The 19,069-nt window shown below is 36.0% G+C and carries 21 protein-coding genes; 10 read left to right on the top strand and 11 right to left on the bottom strand.

Annotation, left to right across the window (positions count from 1 at the left end):
* Positions 1-50 precede the first annotated feature (50 nt).
* Entirely contained in the window at positions 51-1,028 is a 978-nt protein-coding gene (locus BIV60_RS21585) for an NAD(P)H-dependent flavin oxidoreductase (protein ID WP_177177366.1), read from the top strand.
* A gap of 165 nt (positions 1,029-1,193) precedes the next feature.
* Here BIV60_RS21585 and BIV60_RS31055 read toward each other — a convergent pair whose 3' ends face one another.
* A complete protein-coding gene (locus tag BIV60_RS31055) occupies positions 1,194-1,415 on the bottom strand; it encodes a LysR substrate-binding domain-containing protein (RefSeq protein ID WP_371261577.1) in 222 nt (73 codons plus the stop codon).
* Between the two features lie 353 nt (positions 1,416-1,768).
* Between BIV60_RS31055 and BIV60_RS21580 the strand changes: the two genes are divergently transcribed.
* Positions 1,769-3,196, top strand: a complete 1,428-nt coding sequence (locus tag BIV60_RS21580) for an alanine/glycine:cation symporter family protein (RefSeq protein WP_071357789.1) — start codon at positions 1,769-1,771, stop codon at positions 3,194-3,196.
* A 230-nt stretch (positions 3,197-3,426) separates the two neighbouring features.
* Here BIV60_RS21580 and BIV60_RS21575 read toward each other — a convergent pair whose 3' ends face one another.
* The 5 genes from BIV60_RS21575 to BIV60_RS21555 all read right to left on the bottom strand — a co-directional run bounded on the left by BIV60_RS21575 (position 3,427) and on the right by BIV60_RS21555 (position 7,031).
* A complete protein-coding gene (locus tag BIV60_RS21575; protein WP_071357788.1) occupies positions 3,427-3,606 on the bottom strand; it encodes a Spo0E family sporulation regulatory protein-aspartic acid phosphatase in 180 nt (59 codons plus the stop codon).
* A gap of 321 nt (positions 3,607-3,927) precedes the next feature.
* The gene (locus BIV60_RS21570; protein WP_071357787.1) at positions 3,928-4,587 is read right to left on the bottom strand and encodes a DUF429 domain-containing protein; all 660 of its coding nucleotides are present in this window, start codon (positions 4,585-4,587) and stop codon (positions 3,928-3,930) included.
* Positions 4,588-4,689: 102 nt separating this feature from the next.
* Positions 4,690-4,902, bottom strand: coding sequence for a DUF1540 domain-containing protein (locus BIV60_RS21565; RefSeq protein ID WP_071357786.1), 213 nt, complete (start codon positions 4,900-4,902; stop codon positions 4,690-4,692).
* Between the two features lie 160 nt (positions 4,903-5,062).
* Entirely contained in the window at positions 5,063-5,881 is an 819-nt protein-coding gene (locus BIV60_RS21560; RefSeq protein ID WP_071357785.1) for a DUF5995 family protein, read from the bottom strand.
* A 190-nt stretch (positions 5,882-6,071) separates the two neighbouring features.
* A complete protein-coding gene (locus BIV60_RS21555) occupies positions 6,072-7,031 on the bottom strand; it encodes an aromatic acid exporter family protein (protein WP_071357784.1) in 960 nt (319 codons plus the stop codon).
* Between the two features lie 419 nt (positions 7,032-7,450).
* On the opposite strand from BIV60_RS21555, the gene BIV60_RS21550 reads away from it, so the two are divergent.
* Entirely contained in the window at positions 7,451-8,656 is a 1,206-nt protein-coding gene (locus BIV60_RS21550; RefSeq protein WP_071357783.1) for a COG4705 family protein, read from the top strand.
* Between the two features lie 32 nt (positions 8,657-8,688).
* Here BIV60_RS21550 and BIV60_RS21545 read toward each other — a convergent pair whose 3' ends face one another.
* Complete coding sequence (locus BIV60_RS21545) at positions 8,689-8,880, bottom strand: hypothetical protein (RefSeq protein WP_071357782.1); 192 nt, start codon at positions 8,878-8,880, stop codon at positions 8,689-8,691.
* A 447-nt stretch (positions 8,881-9,327) separates the two neighbouring features.
* Here BIV60_RS21545 and BIV60_RS21540 point away from each other — a divergent pair, with 447 nt between their 5' ends.
* The 3 genes from BIV60_RS21540 to BIV60_RS21530 all read left to right on the top strand — a co-directional run bounded on the left by BIV60_RS21540 (position 9,328) and on the right by BIV60_RS21530 (position 12,194).
* Entirely contained in the window at positions 9,328-10,689 is a 1,362-nt protein-coding gene (locus BIV60_RS21540; RefSeq protein WP_071357781.1) for an arsenic transporter, read from the top strand.
* Positions 10,690-10,723: 34 nt separating this feature from the next.
* On the top strand, positions 10,724-11,392 hold the full coding sequence (locus tag BIV60_RS21535; protein ID WP_071357780.1) for a DUF2642 domain-containing protein: 669 nt from the start codon (positions 10,724-10,726) through the stop codon (positions 11,390-11,392).
* Positions 11,393-11,930: 538 nt separating this feature from the next.
* Positions 11,931-12,194, top strand: coding sequence for a hypothetical protein (locus tag BIV60_RS21530; RefSeq protein ID WP_071357779.1), 264 nt, complete (start codon positions 11,931-11,933; stop codon positions 12,192-12,194).
* A gap of 308 nt (positions 12,195-12,502) precedes the next feature.
* Here BIV60_RS21530 and BIV60_RS21525 read toward each other — a convergent pair whose 3' ends face one another.
* Positions 12,503-12,703 (bottom strand): cold-shock protein, encoded by a 201-nt coding sequence (locus tag BIV60_RS21525; protein ID WP_071357778.1) that lies wholly within the window; start codon positions 12,701-12,703, stop codon positions 12,503-12,505.
* A gap of 332 nt (positions 12,704-13,035) precedes the next feature.
* On the opposite strand from BIV60_RS21525, the gene BIV60_RS29850 reads away from it, so the two are divergent.
* Both BIV60_RS29850 and BIV60_RS21520 read left to right on the top strand, forming a co-directional pair.
* Positions 13,036-13,194, top strand: a complete 159-nt coding sequence (locus BIV60_RS29850) for a hypothetical protein (RefSeq protein WP_177177365.1) — start codon at positions 13,036-13,038, stop codon at positions 13,192-13,194.
* A gap of 271 nt (positions 13,195-13,465) precedes the next feature.
* Entirely contained in the window at positions 13,466-14,263 is a 798-nt protein-coding gene (locus BIV60_RS21520) for a Cof-type HAD-IIB family hydrolase (RefSeq protein WP_071357777.1), read from the top strand.
* 123 nt (positions 14,264-14,386) lie between these two features.
* Here the strand turns inward: BIV60_RS21520 and BIV60_RS21515 are convergent, their stop codons facing one another.
* Positions 14,387-14,797 carry a VOC family protein gene (locus BIV60_RS21515; protein WP_071357776.1) on the bottom strand — a complete coding sequence of 137 codons (411 nt, stop codon included), beginning with the start codon at positions 14,795-14,797 and terminating at the stop codon, positions 14,387-14,389.
* A 327-nt stretch (positions 14,798-15,124) separates the two neighbouring features.
* Here BIV60_RS21515 and infC point away from each other — a divergent pair, with 327 nt between their 5' ends.
* A complete protein-coding gene (gene infC / locus BIV60_RS21510; protein WP_071357775.1) occupies positions 15,125-15,601 on the top strand; it encodes a translation initiation factor IF-3 in 477 nt (158 codons plus the stop codon).
* Between the two features lie 213 nt (positions 15,602-15,814).
* Positions 15,815-16,579: a polysaccharide deacetylase family protein gene (locus BIV60_RS21505; RefSeq protein WP_071357774.1), complete on the top strand. Its 765-nt coding sequence runs from the start codon at positions 15,815-15,817 to the stop codon at positions 16,577-16,579.
* A 283-nt stretch (positions 16,580-16,862) separates the two neighbouring features.
* Here the strand turns inward: BIV60_RS21505 and BIV60_RS21500 are convergent, their stop codons facing one another.
* Together BIV60_RS21500 and BIV60_RS21495 are read right to left on the bottom strand one after the other, a co-directional pair.
* Positions 16,863-17,747: a DMT family transporter gene (locus BIV60_RS21500; RefSeq protein ID WP_071357773.1), complete on the bottom strand. Its 885-nt coding sequence runs from the start codon at positions 17,745-17,747 to the stop codon at positions 16,863-16,865.
* 77 nt (positions 17,748-17,824) lie between these two features.
* Positions 17,825-19,015 (bottom strand): PucR family transcriptional regulator, encoded by a 1,191-nt coding sequence (locus BIV60_RS21495; RefSeq protein ID WP_256218495.1) that lies wholly within the window; start codon positions 19,013-19,015, stop codon positions 17,825-17,827.
* Positions 19,016-19,069 lie beyond the last annotated feature (54 nt).

The raw sequence follows: 19,069 nt of genomic DNA, 5'->3' as shown, positions 1-19,069 counted from the left end.
AAACCCTATTGTTACAATTGAACGATATTAAGGTCACTTAATAAACGAAAATGAAATGGGGTCTTTTTTTGAACTTTCCACAATTGAAAATAGGTCATATGTTGCCAAAGGTTCCAATCATGCAAGGTGGTATGGGTGTAGGAATTTCATTAAGTGGGCTCGCATCTGCTGTTGCGAACGCTGGGGGAATTGGAGTCATATCAGGAACAGGAATTTCCGTCGATGAAATGAGGTCACATATAAGGAAGGCAAGGGTTCGAAGTATTGATTCCGGCTATATTGGGGTAAACGTTCTTTTTGCTATGAATGACTTTGCTGAAAAAATGAAAGCAGCCATTGATGAAAAGGTTGATTTCATCATATCAGGTGCAGGAATTTCAAGAGATATGTATGCTTGGGGCAAGGAATCCGGCATACCTGTCATCTCCATTGTGTCCTCCGCAAAGCTTGCCAAGTTGTCAGAACGTCTTGGTGCTTCTGCAGTTGTTGTAGAAGGTCATGAAGCCGGAGGACACCTTGGTACAGAAAGACCTTTGTTTGATATATTACCTGAAGTAGTTGCGGCCGTTAAGATTCCGGTTATTGCTGCTGGAGGAATTATGACTGGGGAAGATCTTGCGAGAGCTATACATTTGGGGGCGTCTGGGGTACAGATGGGAACTAGGTTCGTTGCTAGTGAAGAGTGTGATGCTCCATTAGCATTCAAAAAAAAATATGTACATGCTCAGCAAGAAGATACCATTTTGGTAAAAACAACTGTTGGGCTCCAGGGTCGTGCAATTAAGAACAAATTCACTGAACTTATTTCTGAAGATAAAAAGGTGAAAATTAAAAAATGCGTTGATTGCCTGAAAAATTGTTCCTATCGTTTTTGTACGCTAGATTCTTTAATAACATCTATGAATGGAGATTGTGAGAATGGTCTTGTTTTTGCTGGAGCAAGAGTACATGAAATCAAAGAAATCCTCCAAGTTAAAACAATTATCGACAACATTATAAGTGAATATCAAGCTTGTATGGGATTTTGACCTGCACTTATTTCAAAAAAAAGCAATAGGTTATTCTTGACAGACCTATTGCTTTTATTTATCAGAACTCACCTATTCCACTATTAGCATCAAGGGACTATAACCTTTGAAAATTTGAATATGGAAATCAGCGTTTACAAAATGAGGTTAAAACTTTTTTTATAATCAATGTCTCAATAAATTTACAAAAGTATTCACGGCATTCCATTCCAAGCATTCCTTATGGTAATACCTCCATGTTCTGCGTAATATTGGATTTCCTTTTTGGTCCGTTAAAACGATTTTATAAAAATCATCTATATCTTTAAGAATACAGCTCGACAAGAAGCCATAGCCTAATCCATGTATAACCATTTCCTTACAAGTATCAACCTGGTCCACTTCTATACTGATACATGGCAGGTATCATTCGAATTTTATTCCCCCATGGAACCTTTAAAATGTCCTTCATCCTTGTGAATCGCATCAGTTTCCACCTTTAAGTTAACATAATATTATTATAAGTAATCATTTATAAGAAAACAAAAGTGATTCAGATTATATTTTTAAAAAATTCAAAAACCCAAAAAGTTTTTTTGTAGATTTTTGTTTATTTTTGTAGTCCACACTTTATAGTAAAAACAGAATTTATAGTAAAGACCCAGATAGAATGAAAGCGCTTTTTTAGTTTCAACTGGGGGAAACTCTTATACCAAAAGAGTTTATATAAAGCTACTAAAATTTTAATATGAGGTGATGGAATGCAAGAATTACTGCAAAATCTGGTTGGTGTAACAAATGATTTCCTTTGGTCAAAATTACTCATCATTATGCTAGTTTTTTGTGGTCTTTATTTTACCTTTAAATCGAAATTTGTACAGTTTCGAATGTTAAAGGAAATGGTCCGCGTTTTAATGGAAGGAAGAACTAGTTCTAAAGACCACGTTTCCCCGTTTCAAGCGTTCTGTATAGGTATGGCCGCTCGCGTTGGGACAGGTAATATTACAGGAATTGCGATTGCGATTGCATTAGGAGGTCCTGGAGCGGTATTCTGGATGTGGATTATTTCTATTATTAGCTCGGCATCCAGCTTTATTGAAAGTACGTTAGCTCAAGTATATAAAGTAAAAGATAAAAATGGTTTCCGCGGCGGACCATCCTATTATATGGAAAAAGGATTAAACAAACGTTGGATGGGAGTATTATTCTCCATTTTAATTACACTATCTTTCGGTCTTGTCTTCAATTCTGTCCAATCCAATACGGTTACCATTGCTTTTGAGAACTCATTTGGTACAAATCGTTTAACTTTAGGGATTATCATGGCAGTTGCTTTCGCTGCAATTATTTTCGGTGGTGTGAAACGGATTGCAAAAATGGCTGAATACAAAGTTATGGTTCTAGCCGTGTTATACATTGGTGTTGCATTATTTGTAGTTATTACGAACATTACAAAAATGCCGGAAGTTCTTTCTCTTATTGTTAAAAACGCGTTTGGCCTTCAACAAATAGCAGGCGGTTCCATCGGTGCTGCACTGATGAACGGAGTTAAACGTGGTTTATTCTCGAATGAAGCAGGTATGGGGAGTGCGCCAAACGTTGCAGCAACAGCAACAACCAGTCACCCGGTGAAACAAGGACTTATTCAAGCATTTGGCGTATTGACGGATACACTGATCGTGTGTACAAGCACAGCATTTATTATTTTACTTTCTGATGCTTGGAAACAACCGGGGCTAGAGGGAATTGCCCTTACACAAGCAGCATTAAGTGAACACGTCGGTTCATGGGCGTCTGGCTGTCTTGCTATCTTTATATTCCTTTTTGGATTCGGCGCGTTAATTGGTAACTATTATTATGGGGAAACCAATGTTCGATTTTTACACAAAAGTAAAGTATGGTTGATGGTATACCGAATAAGCGTGTTAGCCATGATTGTATTCGGTTCTATTGCAAAGGTCCAGCTTGTATGGGATTTAGCGGATTTATTTATGGGCTTCATGGTTGTTGTGAACTTAATCGCCATTCTATTATTATCAAAAGTGGCCTTTGCAGCGTTACAAGATTACGTGAAACAGAAAAAAGCCGGCAAAGACCCTGTTTTTTACAAAGACAGCATTGAAGGTATTGAAAACGTTGAATGCTGGGAGTATTCCGAAGAGGATTCAACTTCAAAAATAGCAAATTAGCTGAAGTAAAAAAGATGTTCAGAATGGTTTGGTCTGAACATCTTTTTATTTACTCCAAACATAGAATAGACGCCTCAAATTGGTGTTTGTGCTGCTCCAACTGGCAAATCAGCTGTTCTAACAAGCGATTTAGCTGCTCTAATTGGAGAAAGACACCCTCAGCCGTCCCCAACCTAGCGGATCTTGTGAAAGACTTCCCTACCATAACCAGCTTATTAAAGCGACGATCCTCATGGTAAGGGGTCCATTTCATTCATCATTTTTTGCAGCGCAATAATTTTCTTATTCAATTGTTGGCTGATTTTTCTTACTTCCGTATCAAAGATCCCCTTATTCTGTACGGCATCATACATAATCCAGCGGTCTTCATTTATACTCTTGCTTAATTCCAGTGCATTCTTTAGAAGCATTATCCCTATTTCCTTTCTACAATAAAATATTCTTAAGCGCTTTCACACTTAATATAAATAGAACGTAGTTTCAATCTATATTGTGAACTACATCATTAGACAAAAAAATACAAAAGGTTTTTTTAGAAATTTTTTTTAATGTTCGATAGAGAGGATGAGGTGCTTTTAAAAAGCAGATGGGTTATGAAATCCACAAAAATATACAGAAAAAGAGGTACTAAACAGTACCCCTTTTTAGATCAAAGTTTTATCTACTTCAAAACTTCTATTACATTTTTAATGGTCCGGATCGAACTCTTCCGGCTCAAGTTGATATATACGTTAACAGCAAAATTCAAAAGGATGCTCTGGTGATATTGTATTCCAATGCCATTTTGGTTGTTTAGTTGGATCTGCCCAATGCCATGCTGCCAAAGCTGCAGCACATGTATCAATTTGATGTGAACTTTGGCTAATCTTTTCAGGTAAATCTAACATTCCATTGGTTTTAAACCATTCAAGGATTGCCTTTCTAGACTCAAATTCTCTCTTGTAAAGCAATACATGGTCTAATCCTTTAGATCCTATACGAGTACCAATCGCAGCACCTGGATGGACTTCCACAATCCGGACCTTTTCTAAAAGATTCAAAGCCATAATTCTTCTTGTTAATGCCATTCCACGAAGGGTTAAATAGACCATTCTCGTTAAGGTTGGTGGCATAATCGAGCTGCCTGAAAGTCCAAAGTGTTTGATAAACTGACGGATGCTTTTATCTTGTGGTCGGTCGCCACCTCCGTCTTGATACGACAGAGGTGCATCTAAACCGATTACCACATCGCCCATCGAGGCAGCTGCCATAATGCCCGAAATAATCCTTTCATCACTAGCATCTTCAATCATCTCTTCAAATTCGAGTAGATCATTCTTTACTTGGAAAACAGCCATCACTGTGTCTTTTTGATTGGAAGGGCCAGATAGATCGATTCCAATAACTTTCATTTAGCCAACATTCCTTTTTGTCGATTCATTAATCTAATACTACCATTCAGTATAAATTAAAAGGAATGCATGGGTGTAAGTTCGTTTTTTGAACAGCTAAAATTAGCTTCTTTTTTGTTTAAAAGTTTTACAACAGGTTTCCGCTGAATGGCCAGCTGTATCTTGATGATTCTTTTCACCTAATTCGGATGACATTTCGGTATCATATCTCGCATGGCTATCAAGTTCAACCATAATTTTTTCAGCAGTGCAAACATTTCCTTTTCCATAAAACGTACAGTTTGAAATAGCGCAAGAAACTTCTACTTTAGGCATAATACTCCTCCGTTTTATTGTCATTTTCATTTCTATTTTTTACTTTGGAGGGTATTTTAATACTTCCATAAGAATTTCCTATTAAGTATAATCTACAAAGCTCCCTCTCATTGATATAATCAAATTTGTAGGGGAAGATATTTCTTCATTTGTCTTTTCACTATAGACAATGGATACGGCCTTCTGGTTTAGTTTCGAATTTATAATGATTCAAGAGATCCATGTTTCGTCCAATATTATTTGATTCTCGAAGCCGAATCACCCATAATCCAGTTTTTAATAGCCAATTCCCTGGGTAAGCTACTTTTTTACCAATTGTTGCTATCTCATCATTTCGGACTTTTATTAGCTGTTCCCAATCCGTTTCTTTAGCAGCAGCCAGTTTCAACGCAAAGTCCCATGCATAATTGCGTGCTTTCACTAAACTGAAATTGATAATCGCTTTAGATGAATTTTGATCAATCCGGTCCAAAAACCCAATCCATGGTGAAATATAATCCAAGTCACTTCTTACTTCATCGACGAGCGACGCCAAAATACTGTTTATTTTCATGAAATCATCGTGCAAGGTTAATATATCCAAATTTTTGCAAGTCATTGCAGCTGCAATCCCTAAATCAAGGTTGATATGTGCATTTATACCGAGAAGTAAATGCTGAAGAACAATCGGTCTGCGCTTTTGCGAACAGCGAAAGGCGACTTGCCAGCTAATGCTGGTCGGTTTACCGTTTAAATAGTCGTTAAGTGCATTCAGATAGAAATTGGCAAAACATACATCCAAACGCTCCATTCTTGCCCCGTTTTCAAATTCGTTTTTTAGTATTCCTTCTTTGACTCGTACTGTTACCATTCGATACAGAGAAGCAAAATAACCGATTTTGTTTTTCGTTTGCATACTCATTGCAATTATTTGATCTAATTGCCAAATGACTTCATCAATAGTTCTTGCATTCCCTAAAATACCAGGCAGTGGATTCATTCGCAATCTCCTAACCTCATAAAATTAGACCGGCAAAATATTCGGTAACCGAAAAAGAAGTTCAAGAAAATTCCATAATGAAAGGGACGGATATTCATTCCGTCCCTTATTTCATTCATATGCAATTGAGGTCGTTAAAATGACGCTATTTTTAGTTAAATGAACAGAGGTAAGATGGAGAGTTCCTAGGTTACAATTCAATCTGTTTTTCGTCGTAATAATTCATTTTTGTTTTTAGATAAAACTCCATCTCGTTCATTAAATGGTAGACAGCTGCCCTTGTTTCGAATTCGTTACGGGATTTTGGCAATTCAAGCTCCTTCATTTTTCGGTACTGGTCTTTCAGTCTGTTAAGATGTTTGTCAACGGTGTTTGCGCTTTTTACATCGGTGCTGATATCGTACAGGTATTGAGCGAATACATGCCGTTGAACAACATCTTCATTCAGCGAGGATACTATGGGCAGCATGCGATTTAAAATGACAAACTGTTTTTCCCTCATATCGAAATAATGATAGTACCCCTTTTTATCGGCAAGTAATTGGTTTTCATCAAATTGGATGGCCAGTATTTTACCCTTTTTGAGATCCTCTTCTAATTCCAATAGTTCTTTTCCGTCCCATCCCTGATCGCCTTTTTCCAAATAGGCTCCATATTCAAACAATATTTTTTTGAACTTTTCTTCGATTATTGATTTGGTTTCCTTGAGGTTTTTTTCTACGTTTGGCATATAACTGTTCAACAGGATTGCTACCCCCACACCAATGATAACAATTTGAAGTTCATTTAAAGCAATGGGAAGAGTGAAATCTTCCAACGTGAAGATGTGCAAGACGATTACCACACTGTTGATAAACCCTTTTTGCAGTCGGAGCCGGACCAATAAAGGAATTAATAGTAAAATGAATAACGAAAATACAAGGGGATTGAAACCCAGCACTCGAAACACCAGACCACTCAAGGCCAAAGAAAGTGTACAGGCGGCAAACCGTTCCAGAGAAGACCGGATGGACTGTATTTTCGTTTTTTCTATGCAAAGTATGCAGATAATAGCCGCGAAACTTGAAAACTGAAGATGAAGCAATTCGGCAATCCAGATGGAAACTCCTGCACCCAATGCTGTTTTGATTGTCCTTAATCCAATTTTCATTTATCCACCCCCATTATTTATATTTTGTTAGTTTAACATGATTGACTTCGATTTTTTGGTAATTTGATTATAAATTTTTTGGCACCGTTTTCTTGAAAGAACTAAGGTACTGCTCCATTTTTTATCCCTCATATTTTCTAAAAATTTGTAAAATAAACTGACAAAATAAAACTCCTATACTTAATCGACACTTAAGTTAATATTAATCCGTTTTTAATAAACACCCTTCCCATTTCTAATATAGTGGAGACAAGGTCATCTCAAATGATAATAAGAGATGGAAATTTATTTATACCCATAACTGCTATCAATAAGGAGATGAGTTCTTTGAAAGAAAACAAAGCTCACTTAGCCGCTTCTAATGATGTGAGAAATAAAATCAAGCTGTGGGGAACCACTGTAAAGAAAGGAAATTATGTATGCTAGAAAACCAAAATAATTTGAAAATATTACTTAATAAGGTACCACAAGTTACCATTTTCTTTTGGATCATCAAAATTTTATGTACAACGGTTGGTGAAACATTTGCTGATTTCATCAATTTTAACCTTGGAGTAGGTTTAACTATCACTACCATCATTATGGGTATCGCGTTTTTCATTTCATTGTTTCTCCAATTCAGAACAACTAAATATGTTCCAGGCATCTATTGGCTAACGGTTGTGCTGATAAGCGTATTTGGTACGTTGGTAACAGATAATCTGACTGACTCAATGGGCGTACCACTTGAGGTTAGTACAATCGTTTTCTCGGTCCTACTAGGATTAACTTTTCTTTTCTGGTATCTAAGTGAAAAAACACTCTCAATCCATTCTATTTTTACAAGGAAAAGAGAAGTTTTCTACTGGTTGACTATTCTTTTCACATTTGCACTTGGAACAGCAGTCGGAGATTTATATTCCGAACAACTTGGTTTTGGTTATCTTAACACAGGAATCAACGTCATCGTTATCATCGCTTGTGTATTTTTGGCATGGAAGTTTTTAAAACTTGATGGAATCTTAGCGTTTTGGATTGCGTATATACTTACACGTCCGCTTGGGGCATCATTAGGAGATTATCTATCTCAACAAAAAAATAATGGCGGGCTAGGTTTGGGGACAACCGTTACGAGTGTGATATTTCTTATCGCTATTTTAGCGATCATCATTTTTCTTGCTGTTACAAAGATTGATACAAACGCAAAAAATGAAACAGCTGAAACAAACGAGACTAATGGAAGCAAGAAAAATGTTTTGACGCAAACCATTGCCGTACTGTGTATTTTCTTAGTTGTGGGTATCGGCGGATATGTTTGGCGGAGTAATAATATCGCATCACAAAGCAGTTCTGCACAAACTACCTTATCTGGGCAATTAAACGATTTTGTCAAAATTGAAAGTGATATGTTAAACAAAGTTAACTCAAAAGATTTTACTTCGGCGAAAAAAGGCGCTGACAATTTGGAACATCAATGGGACACATCGGAGCCTAAACTTAGGAAAATTGATGGCACCACATGGACAAAAATTGATGGCACGATTGACGTTGTATTAGCATCCGTTCGTTCATCAAATCCTGATGTCAATAAGTCCAAATCCGCAATTAATGCTTCACTTGGTGTCATAAACGGAGCAAATAAATAAAAATCTTAGGAATCGCAAATCGCGGTTCCTTTTTATATAAAGTTTTCTTCTTTCGTTTCCTGTAAATCTTTTTGCAATCTCTTTTTGAAAAATAAAAAGGACACCGTTTTTTTCTTCACTTTCTGTTGCTTACCATACAAATATTGATTGAAAAATTTGCGACCTGACTCCTCTATAACGATCAATAAGATGATAAACAGTGCTGGAACAATCCAAATTAACATTTAATTAGCCCCCCTTTATCCACGTTTTTATGAACTATTATTAGAATATTACCAAAAATTAGGATGTTTCCACAAAAAATATGGGAAAAAAGGGAAATTCTCCATCTTTAAAGGCAGATTTTTCTTTAACCTCAACCTTCCCTGCTAAATCTATACGAAAAGGATTATTCCTTAACTTAATATTTCCATCTATATCCAATTGTTTTGGAACAAGGTTTTTTACTTCTCATTTATTCTTGCGGTTACTATCGAGGGCATTTGTTGATAGATTAACGTACAATTGCAATAAAAAAGGGTACAAACCTAAAGCATGTCTTATTCGTGATACATATAAATACAGTACAACTTTACCGGAAGGACAAATGGAAGGGAGGGACAAAAGCGGACAGACCTTTAAGGAGGTAAGGTTGTCATGAAAAACTAACTAGTATGGAAGGAGAATAAAATATGCTTCAACCAATGGCTTGGCTTACCATTTTAGCCTTTTTGGGTACCCTGGTATTTATTCTATGGAGACCTAAAGGTTTAAATGAAGCCATACCTGCTGCGATTGGTGCATTGATTGTATTACTTAGCGGCAGTGTTTCATTTTCAGACTTAGGTGTCATCACGGATACCATCAGTGGTGCTGCGATTACTATCATGGCAACGATTGTAATGGCGATTGTGTTAGAAAGCTTTGGATTTTTTCACTGGGTAGCCGATAAGCTAGCTGAAAAATCCAAGGGGTCAGGCATTCGATTATTTTGGTACGTCAACCTTTTATGTTTTCTAATGACACTCTTTTTCAATAACGATGGAAGTATTTTAATCACCACACCCATTTTAGTCATGCTGTTAAACCATATGGGCTTAAAAAACCATCAAAAAATACCTTATTTATTATCTGGAGGCTTAATTGCTACCGCTTCTAGTGCTCCTATCGGTGTAAGTAATATTGTAAATCTAATTGCATTAAAAATTGTGCATATGTCGTTGTGGTTGCACACTGCGATGATGTTTGTTCCTGCTACACTTGGTTTACTACTCTTAGTCGGGCTCCTATTCCTTCGTTTTCGCAAAATCTTACCGAAAACTGTTCCTACTTCCGTAAAGAGTTTATCAACCCCTTCTCAACATCCGCACAAGCCAGGACCTAAATATGCTTCAGAGAAAGAACGAACAAGATTTATGATGCTTGTCCTGCTATTCGTATTTGCTATACGTGTCAGTCTCTTTGTTGCATCATTTTTCACCATCCCGGTTTCCCTAGTGGCGGTTTTTGGCTCACTTGTTCTTTTAGGCTGGCGGTGGGTTTATTTAAAAATACCCCCAGGCGACATGCTGAAAAAAACACCTTGGTATATCATCATTTTTGCCTTTTGCATGTATACCATCATTTACGGTCTAAATAACATCGGTTTAACCGATTGGTTGATCGGATTCATGCGTCCGCTGGTTTCTGGAAGCCTGCTCCATGCGAGTGTTTTAATGGGAATTCTGCTAACGGTACTGTCCAATTTATTTAATAACCACCCTGCCCTAATGGTGGGAACCCTTACCTTAACTCATATGAACTTGGATTTACTCTCCTTAAAAATCGCTTATTTGGCAAACATTGTCGGCAGTGATATGGGATCATTACTTCTTCCAATGGGAACGCTCGCAACGCTCATGTGGATGCACATTTTAAGACGTGGAAAAGTCATGATTACTTGGTGGGAATATATGAAAGTTACATTTGTCGTTATTCCACCTACTGTATTGTTCACATTAGTGATTTTATATTATTGGGTTTCTTATTTCTTTGGCGGAGTCCTTCAAAGATAAACCTATATGAAAAGGAGGTGAAAGGAGAACTAAAATGCTTTTAGATTTCATTGAAAAAAATATTGATGTGGAGATCTCAGGAGGAATTTTTCACAGAGGAATCCTAATCGATTCCGGCTTAGACATCCTTGTTATGTATCATGAATTAACCCACACCTTTCTCTATATTCCATTCGTTCATATCCAAAGAGTGAAAGAAATCAGTTTAATTGATGAAGATAGCACATGCGATCCTCCTTCAGAAAAACCCATTGATATTGAAGCAATATCCTATCGCCAGGTTTTAATGAATGCTAAAGGTTTATTTGTCAAGGCTTATGTGACAGGGAATAAAACTATCAATGGCTATATAACCAACATCATGAACGACTATTTTGTTTTTCACTCACCTGCTTACAAAACGATGTTTATATCCATGAACCATTTAAAATGGCTAATTCCTTATCCGCCAGGTACGACTCCTTACACTCTGGACACTCAAAACCAACTCCTTAAACCACTCTCAAGTACATTTGCTAGAAGTTTTGATGTACAGTTAAAAAAGTTAGAAAATCAACTTGTTATTCTGGATGATGGTGATCACCCTGAAAAAATAGGCTTGCTCAAAAAAGTACAAGATAATCAAGCAATCTTGATTACAGATGGAGGTGAACCAGTGGTCTGGAATTTAGAGCATATAAAAACAATTCAAGTATCTCATTGATCCTTGCCGATGGTCCTGAAATCATCAAACCAAATCGAAAAAAGCGATATTTCATATATGCAATACAAGTAAAACGAAAAGAATAATCCACCCATTGTTTAGCGGCTAGGATGGATTACTCATTTATTTCTAAAATTTTTGGACCGTGATAAAAAGTCACGGTCTTTTTTTGGTGTATCACCTATTATTAGCATATGTAATTGGGGTATTTTTGTTCTTTTCGTTAAGATAAATGTAAAGACACATATATTTATTAACCAAAAAAATCACCCATTTATGGTTTTTCTTTCTACATGGGTAGGATAGCGAAAGAATTAAGCATCCCTTCTACATATTTGTAGAATTAACACCAAAATATTGGGTCCTCCGATCCCTAATGAGAATAGGCTTGATATAGTTTTTTCCTAAGAAGATATTACTCCATGAGTGGAAGTTGTAAAGAGCATCTTAAAATTAAAAGTTTCATAAAAATTTAATAATTATTTAAGAAATGGGAGCTGCTCTAATCCATATATTTAGGTAAAGGAGGTGAAGTAAGATGTCAGATGAACCTCAGGGGCAACCTCAAGAACAACCTCAAGAAACATTCCAAGAAAGTAGACAAACTTTGAAAAATGAAATTAAAAATGAATTAAAAGCTGAATTTAGCAATTTTCGTCAAAAAAGCAAACGACGTTTCATCTATTCTGTATGCATCTTTGCTCTCGGAGTAATGATTGGCTTTGGAGGAGGAAGAGTTACTCATTTCGACCATCACGCTGAACATGATCACATTCAAAAATGGCATCATAAACAGAAATAAAAGTTCACTTAAACAGCTTGGAGAAAGACGTTCTCCAGGCTGTTTAGGTGAATTTCATCTGTTTCTTCCGTTAAAAAACATTGGGGTGTTATCAACATTCTTATTCCAAATATGCTATATTAGTTTAACAATTACAATTAAAACACTAACTTTACAAAAAAGAATTAGGAGATTTCTTAATTGTGTGCTACACTTTGATTACTTTGATTTACTGTTTTGGAATTCCCTACTCATCTGAGTGGGGTTTTTTGTTTTTAAGAAAAATAAAAAACAGACTCTAAAAATAGAGCCTGTTAATTGTTTCTCAATTAAGCTTTACGCACGTTAGCTGCTTGTGCTCCACGTTGTCCTTGCTCAACATCGAAAGAAACTGCTTGACCTTCTTCTAAAGTTTTGAACCCTTCTCCTTGAATCGCTGAGAAATGAACGAATACGTCTTCTCCACCTTCACGTTCGATGAATCCGAAGCCTTTTTCGCTATTGAACCATTTTACTTTTCCGTTTTCCATTTTTGTTGCCTCCTAGTGTATAATCATACACAATGTAATACTATCCTTGCTCTCAGTGATCATCAAGACGAAAAGTTGAAACTTATACGATCCTTTCACCGAACAAAAATAATTCTTCTATACAATAACATTAATTGAAAGTGTTTTCAAGAATCCAATATATTCGGTATTACCAGTTATTTCCCACTAATCCCTATTTATCCTTTTCATGGGAGAAGTCGTAGGCTCGAATCCCTTAGATCATCATTTAGAGAAGGCTCATCTCCACGGGATATACCGAGGAGTTTTTTGTAATAATAAGATAGTAAAACAAGAAATTAAGGAGGACTTATATGCAACAGAATCAACAAACTAAAGAAAATTTAAGTTCTATTATCAAACCAGAATTTGCCGGAACTGATGCACAAAAAGTAAAACAAGAAATTCAAAAAGATGTTAGCGAAGGACAAGGTGCAATGACTTCCCGAGAGGCAGGAGCAATGCGCGATTAAAAAACCACTTTGAGTGGTTACTGTAAAATCTGTAAGTCTAAAAAACCGAGATCTTTCACCTATTACAATCGTGAGTAGAAGTTGAGGGTGCAGTTCATACTGCATCCTTCTTTTTTATCTACAAGCACCCGTTAATAGAATAAAATTTTTATCCTGCATGAAACCGTCCCTCGCTTCCCCATAAACTTTATTTAATCTGTACACTAAGTTTACAAAGCTTTAATAATCAAATGATATGATTGGCTTACCAACGAATGAGGAGGCAGTATATATGAATGTGCGTGCAGTATTTATTGATATGGATGGTACACTACTAACAGCCTCAAACAGTATTTCCCGCCGAAATAAGGAAGCCATTTATAGACTCATGAATCAGGGAGTCAAGGTTTTTCTAGCTACTGGTCGACACTATGAAGTAACCGCTCCCTACCATAAAGAAATTGGATTACAAACTCCTATGATCTGTTTGAATGGTGCCGCTATTCACGATGCAGAGACAGGAAGAGCTATGCAAATGAAAACCGTCCGACTGAACGAAGAACGATTCCACTATCTGACGGCTGAAAATTCCTATAATGTTATGATCCATACAGTAAATGGGCTTTATTGTAAGGAAACAAATGAAGAAATCGATTATTGGACAAAAGTTGGGAAAATTCCTCCAAGGTATATTGGAGATTTAAGACAGGCAAATTATCAAGATGTTCTTAAATATAGTGTTCGAACAGGTTCACCAAGTCCGAAAATTTCCGCTTTGTTTAAAAACGAAGCAGAAGTAATCGATTGGAATGACGGGTTTGAAATAGTTGCTCCTAATGTTTCAAAATGGTCTGCCATAAAAAGCTTACTTCGCACATTGCGAATTAGTCCAAATGAAGTTGTAACCATTGGAGACGGCCCCAATGATATAGAGATGCTTCGTCAAGCCGGTACTGGTGTGGCTATGGGGAACGCTAGCGAAGAGGTTAAAGCAGCATCTGATTTTGTTACAGGGCACCACGAAAATGATGGATTAGCTGAGTTTATAGAATGTTATCTTCATAAATCATATGAATCATATGTGATATAGGGTTATTTAAAATTACTTTTGTAATAAAAAAATGACCGGTTGTGATCTATTTTGTTAGAGATCACATTAAGTTTTAGCGTGAATTCGTATAAGAATTCACGCCTTTATTTATATTGAATGTTCCTAATTAAATGCACTTTCATCCATATAAGCAATTTCCCATAAATGTCCGTCTAAATCCTGAAAGCCCCATATATACATAAATCCATGATCTTGAGGATCACTAAAAGATTTACCACCAGATGACAATGCCTTATTTACCATCTCATCCACTTGAACCCTACTTTCAGCTGATAAACTGAAAATCGCTTCGGCTGAAATAGTAGTATCCACAATTTCCTTCTTAGTAAACCCTTTGAAACGTTCTTCAATCATAATCATAGCAAAGATATTTTCACTGATGATCATACAAGATGTGGTCTCATCGGAGAATTGTGGGTTGAACTCAAAACCCAGCTCCTTGAAAAAATTGGTAGACCTGTTCAAGTCTTTTACCGATAAATTGAGAAAAATGTTTTTGGATGTAAATGCCATTTTTTATTACCTCCTGTTAAAATTACTGGCAAGAATGCCATTTCAATTTTATTTACTTTAACTAAAATACCGCTTCGGAAAAAGAACGACTCCCCTGTTCCGAAATTACCCATTTAGCGTAATTATAACCAATTCACTCGGTTTATTTCAATATTTATAGTCAATTCTTCCCTGTCCTTAGTATTTCTTAAGGGATGTCCTCTTCAAATTCTTGTTAAAAAGCCCTTCCATCCATAATTTCTTAACATAAATTATAATGAGTGAGTTTATGAAAAATACTTTTCATATAAATGCGATTGGAGGAATTCATCTATTAAAAAAATTATTATGAACGAAGCGATTCAATCAAAAGAAGTAAGACTCATATCAGAAAACGGTCAACAAGTGTTACCCATCGTTCAAGCGCTTAACATGGCGATTGATATGGGATTAGACCTTGTCCAAATCAATGAGTCTGATCCACCGGTTTGTAAGATTTTAGACGGCGGAAAATACAAATTTGATTTACAGAAAAAAGAAAAGCAAAACAAACAGAATCAGAAAACCATCGTAACAAAAGAAATACGTATGTCCATCTCGATTGACGAAAATGACTTTCGAACAAAGGTAAACAGTGCAATCGCTTTTTTAACAAAAGGTTATCATGTAAAGGTAAGTGTTCGATTTCGTGGAAGAGAAATCACCCATTCAAAAATTGGCGAAGAACTCCTCGCTAATTTTTGCCAAGAGGTTAGCCACCTAGTTAATTCTAGTACAAGCGCTATATTGCAAGGTCGCATATTATCGATTCTATTAAAACCATAAAGAGATTATAATCGGGTGCAAATGTATAAAATAACTCCTAAAATAGCGTACGACGTGATCACGCTATTTTTTCTATTAACAAAAAGGTTCTTTCCGTTTTTTTTAGTTTATTGCCATTAGAAATTTCCATACTTTTCAAATAACATTTCCGTTAAATATTTTAAAAAAGACTTCATAAACTAAGTGCAATATTATAGAAGTGTGGTGTGATTGATGAAAAAAATATTGTTTATTACATTTTTTTTATTAATGCCTCTATTTTCTTTTGAAATTAATGCGTCGGCTTCAACTACCCAACGATTTAAGTTTGAAAAAACCGGACAAGCATTTTGGGAGGTAAAAACAAAAGAGAAACTCGTGGCCTTGACGTTTGATGACGGACCTCATCCGTTTTTCACGCCCAAAATTCTCGATATTCTTGAAAAATATCATGCAAAAGCAACTTTTTTTGTCACTGGTTTGAAGGCTGAACAATATCCAGACCTTATCAAGAGGGAATTTGCAGAGGGCCATGAGATTGCCAATCATACATATAATCATCATTTTCAGGACAATCTAAATCCTCGCATATTATCAGACGAAATCAAAAAGGCAGATAAAGCTATTAAAAGAATTACTGGGGTTACTCCATCCCTATTCCGCCCGGTAGGAGGGTATTACAATGATTCGGTTATCAAAACGGCGGTACAAAATCAAAAGACAGTCATCATATGGACATGGGGACAAGATTCTCGAGATTGGAAAAACCCTCCAGTAAGCCAAATTTGCGATTCTGTTTTAAAAGGAGTAAAACCTGGAAATATCATTTTATTTCATGATTGGCATGGCGACCAATTTTCTAAAAAATGTTCAACCACGAAGGCGCTTGAAACAATTTTGGAAGATCTGAAAAATCATGGATATAAATGTGTGACGATGTCTGAATTGCTCTACCGTACATCCAAAATGATACCTGACAAGTACCACATATATCCTTAAAAGAAAAGCTAAGCCTAGCCCTGAGATATTTCCTAACTACCCGACGAAAGTAAAGATGCTTGTCATGATGTAACTCTATCAAATGTGAATCATAGGGTTGCCTCCCCACTTTTTTAATTCTCTATTACTGGCATAAAACAATAGCTATACCGGATGATAAAAAACCCCTCATTGACGTGACGCGGTTCTCGGCGTGACAATGGGGGTTTTGTTTGCAAAAATATTGTTTCTTTTCAAAAATCAAAGTTCAATAAATTAGTTAAATTTAACTATTCCAAAATTTTCACTCACCCACGTTTTTTACAGTGTGTTTTTTTAAGAAAGCTGGCTTTATTTCCGCAGTTAAGATGGCCAACATAATGAGCATAGCGCCCATAATCATCCGACCAGTCAATACTTCATGTAAAAATGAAACGGAAAACACCATTCCGAAAAAAGATTCGGTTGATAAAATAATAGCTGCCTTTGTCGCTGTTGCATATTTATGCGCCATATTTTGGAAGACATAAGCAATTGTTGTAGAAAAGACTGCCAAATACAAAATCGAATACATTCCTTCTTTTTCAATCGATGTCGGTATATCACCTTGAAACAACACCGTGACCACACTTAACAGGGATGCTGTTATGAATTGAACGATTGTCAGTGAAATGGAATCTTCCTTTTTAACAAAAAGATTTGTATAAAATATATCAAATGCAAAGGCTACTGCACACCCAAGGGACAATGCATCACCTTTATTAATTGTCATCGAATTTTGCATTGATAAAAGGCCAATTCCTACAATTGCTATAATGGAACCAAACATTTCATATCGATCAATTCTTCTCTTATAAATTAGGTAAGCAATGATCGGCACAATTACAACATTGACGGAAGTTAAAAATGCATTTTTAGAAGGTGTCGTATGTTGTAAACCCACCGTTTGTAAAACAAAACCAAAATATAAAAAAGTGCCTAAAATAGCTCCCTTCCACACGACAGATTTTGTAAATTTTTTAAATTTGTATCCAAACAGCATTGTAAGCAAAAGCGCAGCTAAAACAAATCTTCCAGCCATCACTTGATATGGAGTTAAATATTTTAGTGCAATATCGGTTACAACAAATCCGCTGCCCCAAACAATCGCTGTAATGAGCAGCATTCCATCTCCTATATATTGTTTCATCTCTTCTCCCCCTTGGTATCACAAGGATACCACAAGAAGAAGGTCAATTATTTAATTGCATTTCCAAACTTTTTAGCTTATTTTTGGAATGATTCCAATTCAATGGTCGGTGCTTTAATTGCTTGATGCAGTAGGTACAATTTAACTGCCGCAGATAGATTCTCATAAAAAACAAGTTCATTACCAAATGGCTCGATTAATTGACGTATTTTCGCCATTCGATAACGAATGGTATTAGGGTGACAATAATGTGCATCCGCCACTTCCTTGACATTACTTTTCTTTAACACAAATGTAACCGCAGTATTTAGTAAATCCTTATCTGCCTTTTCTTCTAGAAGCGGTCCTAAATACATTTTCACATAGTTGTTCGCGAATGGTGCATCCCTTCGATAGAGCTCAATCAGCAGCCGTTCGGATGCGAGTTGTTCATAATTACAATTAGACTTCATTTCGATTTCAGCCATTAGTCGTGCATAGTAGGCTTCTCTAGCAGCTAGATGAAGTTCTGTTTGCGTCTGGTGGACTTGACTATACCCAATTGTTAATCCTTCTGAGGGAATAGCATAAAGATCCATCCATTCCTTTAGTATTTTTTCAAATTGGAGTTCTTGGGATTTATCCGTCAAAAGGATGAGAATACTTTGTTTATATGTACAAACGATACCAGATTTCAAAAATGATTCGAATTGGAAAAAGGAGTGGATCCATTGGGAATCTGCGGATTCTTTCATATGAATATTGGCTCCAAATATATATTTCTTAAACGGTTTACTCATTTGTTGTAAGAAGGACTGTATTTGTTTCTCTGATACCTCCTCATCGATTAAACGTCTCATTATTTTTTGTAAAAAGTGCTTATTTTCCCTATTTTTAATATCATTCATCACTTCAAAAATTATATCCTCAAAAAATTCATCTCCACCAAAACGTAAAATCGGAAAATTTTGCTCATTTGCAAAATTTAGGACCTCGTTCGGTAAATCCTCAAAAATAACCGGCTTAAAGGCTAGGGCACTTACCTTTAATTCAATCAGCTTTTTTATTGTGTCAATTAAACTCTCTGGCTTTTGTTTTGCAAATAATAAGCTGCTAAGTATAAGGCTATGTGGGCTGAAAGCAGTTTGTCTCACTTTCTGAATCCCTTCCGTAAATTCAAAATCTAAAATTCCAACACTAAGAATTGTTTTATTTAATGCATTGCCACCTGCTATTACGGAAAAATCTTTTGTAACTGACAGATGAAATAAATCCTTTACGGTCATCATACCTATCATCCTTACTAAATCACTTGATAACATGATTATAATGCATTACTGCAT

Origin of the sequence: Bacillus sp. MUM 116 (assembly GCF_001866655.1) — a bacterium.
GTDB lineage: Bacteria > Bacillota > Bacilli > Bacillales > Cytobacillaceae > Neobacillus.
The sequence above is the reverse complement of the archived record's forward strand: the minus strand, read 5'-3'. Positions and strand labels throughout refer to the sequence as shown.

Excerpts from the sequence above, each read along its gene's own strand:
- BIV60_RS21580 (WP_071357789.1), top strand. The coding sequence starts at position 1,769 with ATGCAAGAATTACTGCAAAATCTGGTTGGTGTAACAAATGATTTCCTT.
- BIV60_RS21515 (WP_071357776.1), bottom strand. The coding sequence starts at position 14,797 with ATGGCATTTACATCCAAAAACATTTTTCTCAATTTATCGGTAAAAGAC.
- BIV60_RS21550 (WP_071357783.1), top strand. The coding sequence starts at position 7,451 with ATGCTAGAAAACCAAAATAATTTGAAAATATTACTTAATAAGGTACCA.
- BIV60_RS21555 (WP_071357784.1), bottom strand. The coding sequence starts at position 7,031 with ATGAAAATTGGATTAAGGACAATCAAAACAGCATTGGGTGCAGGAGTT.
- BIV60_RS21530 (WP_071357779.1), top strand. The coding sequence starts at position 11,931 with ATGTCAGATGAACCTCAGGGGCAACCTCAAGAACAACCTCAAGAAACA.
- infC (WP_071357775.1), top strand. The coding sequence starts at position 15,125 with ATGAACGAAGCGATTCAATCAAAAGAAGTAAGACTCATATCAGAAAAC.
- BIV60_RS21520 (WP_071357777.1), top strand. The coding sequence starts at position 13,466 with ATGAATGTGCGTGCAGTATTTATTGATATGGATGGTACACTACTAACA.
- BIV60_RS21570 (WP_071357787.1), bottom strand. The coding sequence starts at position 4,587 with ATGAAAGTTATTGGAATCGATCTATCTGGCCCTTCCAATCAAAAAGAC.
- BIV60_RS29850 (WP_177177365.1), top strand. The coding sequence starts at position 13,036 with ATGCAACAGAATCAACAAACTAAAGAAAATTTAAGTTCTATTATCAAA.
- BIV60_RS21505 (WP_071357774.1), top strand. The coding sequence starts at position 15,815 with ATGAAAAAAATATTGTTTATTACATTTTTTTTATTAATGCCTCTATTT.
- BIV60_RS21585 (WP_177177366.1), top strand. The coding sequence starts at position 51 with ATGAAATGGGGTCTTTTTTTGAACTTTCCACAATTGAAAATAGGTCAT.
- BIV60_RS21565 (WP_071357786.1), bottom strand. The coding sequence starts at position 4,902 with ATGCCTAAAGTAGAAGTTTCTTGCGCTATTTCAAACTGTACGTTTTAT.
- BIV60_RS21525 (WP_071357778.1), bottom strand. The coding sequence starts at position 12,703 with ATGGAAAACGGAAAAGTAAAATGGTTCAATAGCGAAAAAGGCTTCGGA.
- BIV60_RS21500 (WP_071357773.1), bottom strand. The coding sequence starts at position 17,747 with ATGAAACAATATATAGGAGATGGAATGCTGCTCATTACAGCGATTGTT.
- BIV60_RS21535 (WP_071357780.1), top strand. The coding sequence starts at position 10,724 with ATGCTTTTAGATTTCATTGAAAAAAATATTGATGTGGAGATCTCAGGA.
- BIV60_RS21540 (WP_071357781.1), top strand. The coding sequence starts at position 9,328 with ATGCTTCAACCAATGGCTTGGCTTACCATTTTAGCCTTTTTGGGTACC.
- BIV60_RS21560 (WP_071357785.1), bottom strand. The coding sequence starts at position 5,881 with ATGAATCCACTGCCTGGTATTTTAGGGAATGCAAGAACTATTGATGAA.
- BIV60_RS21575 (WP_071357788.1), bottom strand. The coding sequence starts at position 3,606 with ATGCTTCTAAAGAATGCACTGGAATTAAGCAAGAGTATAAATGAAGAC.
- BIV60_RS21495 (WP_256218495.1), bottom strand. The coding sequence starts at position 19,015 with ATGATGACCGTAAAGGATTTATTTCATCTGTCAGTTACAAAAGATTTT.
- BIV60_RS21545 (WP_071357782.1), bottom strand. The coding sequence starts at position 8,880 with ATGTTAATTTGGATTGTTCCAGCACTGTTTATCATCTTATTGATCGTT.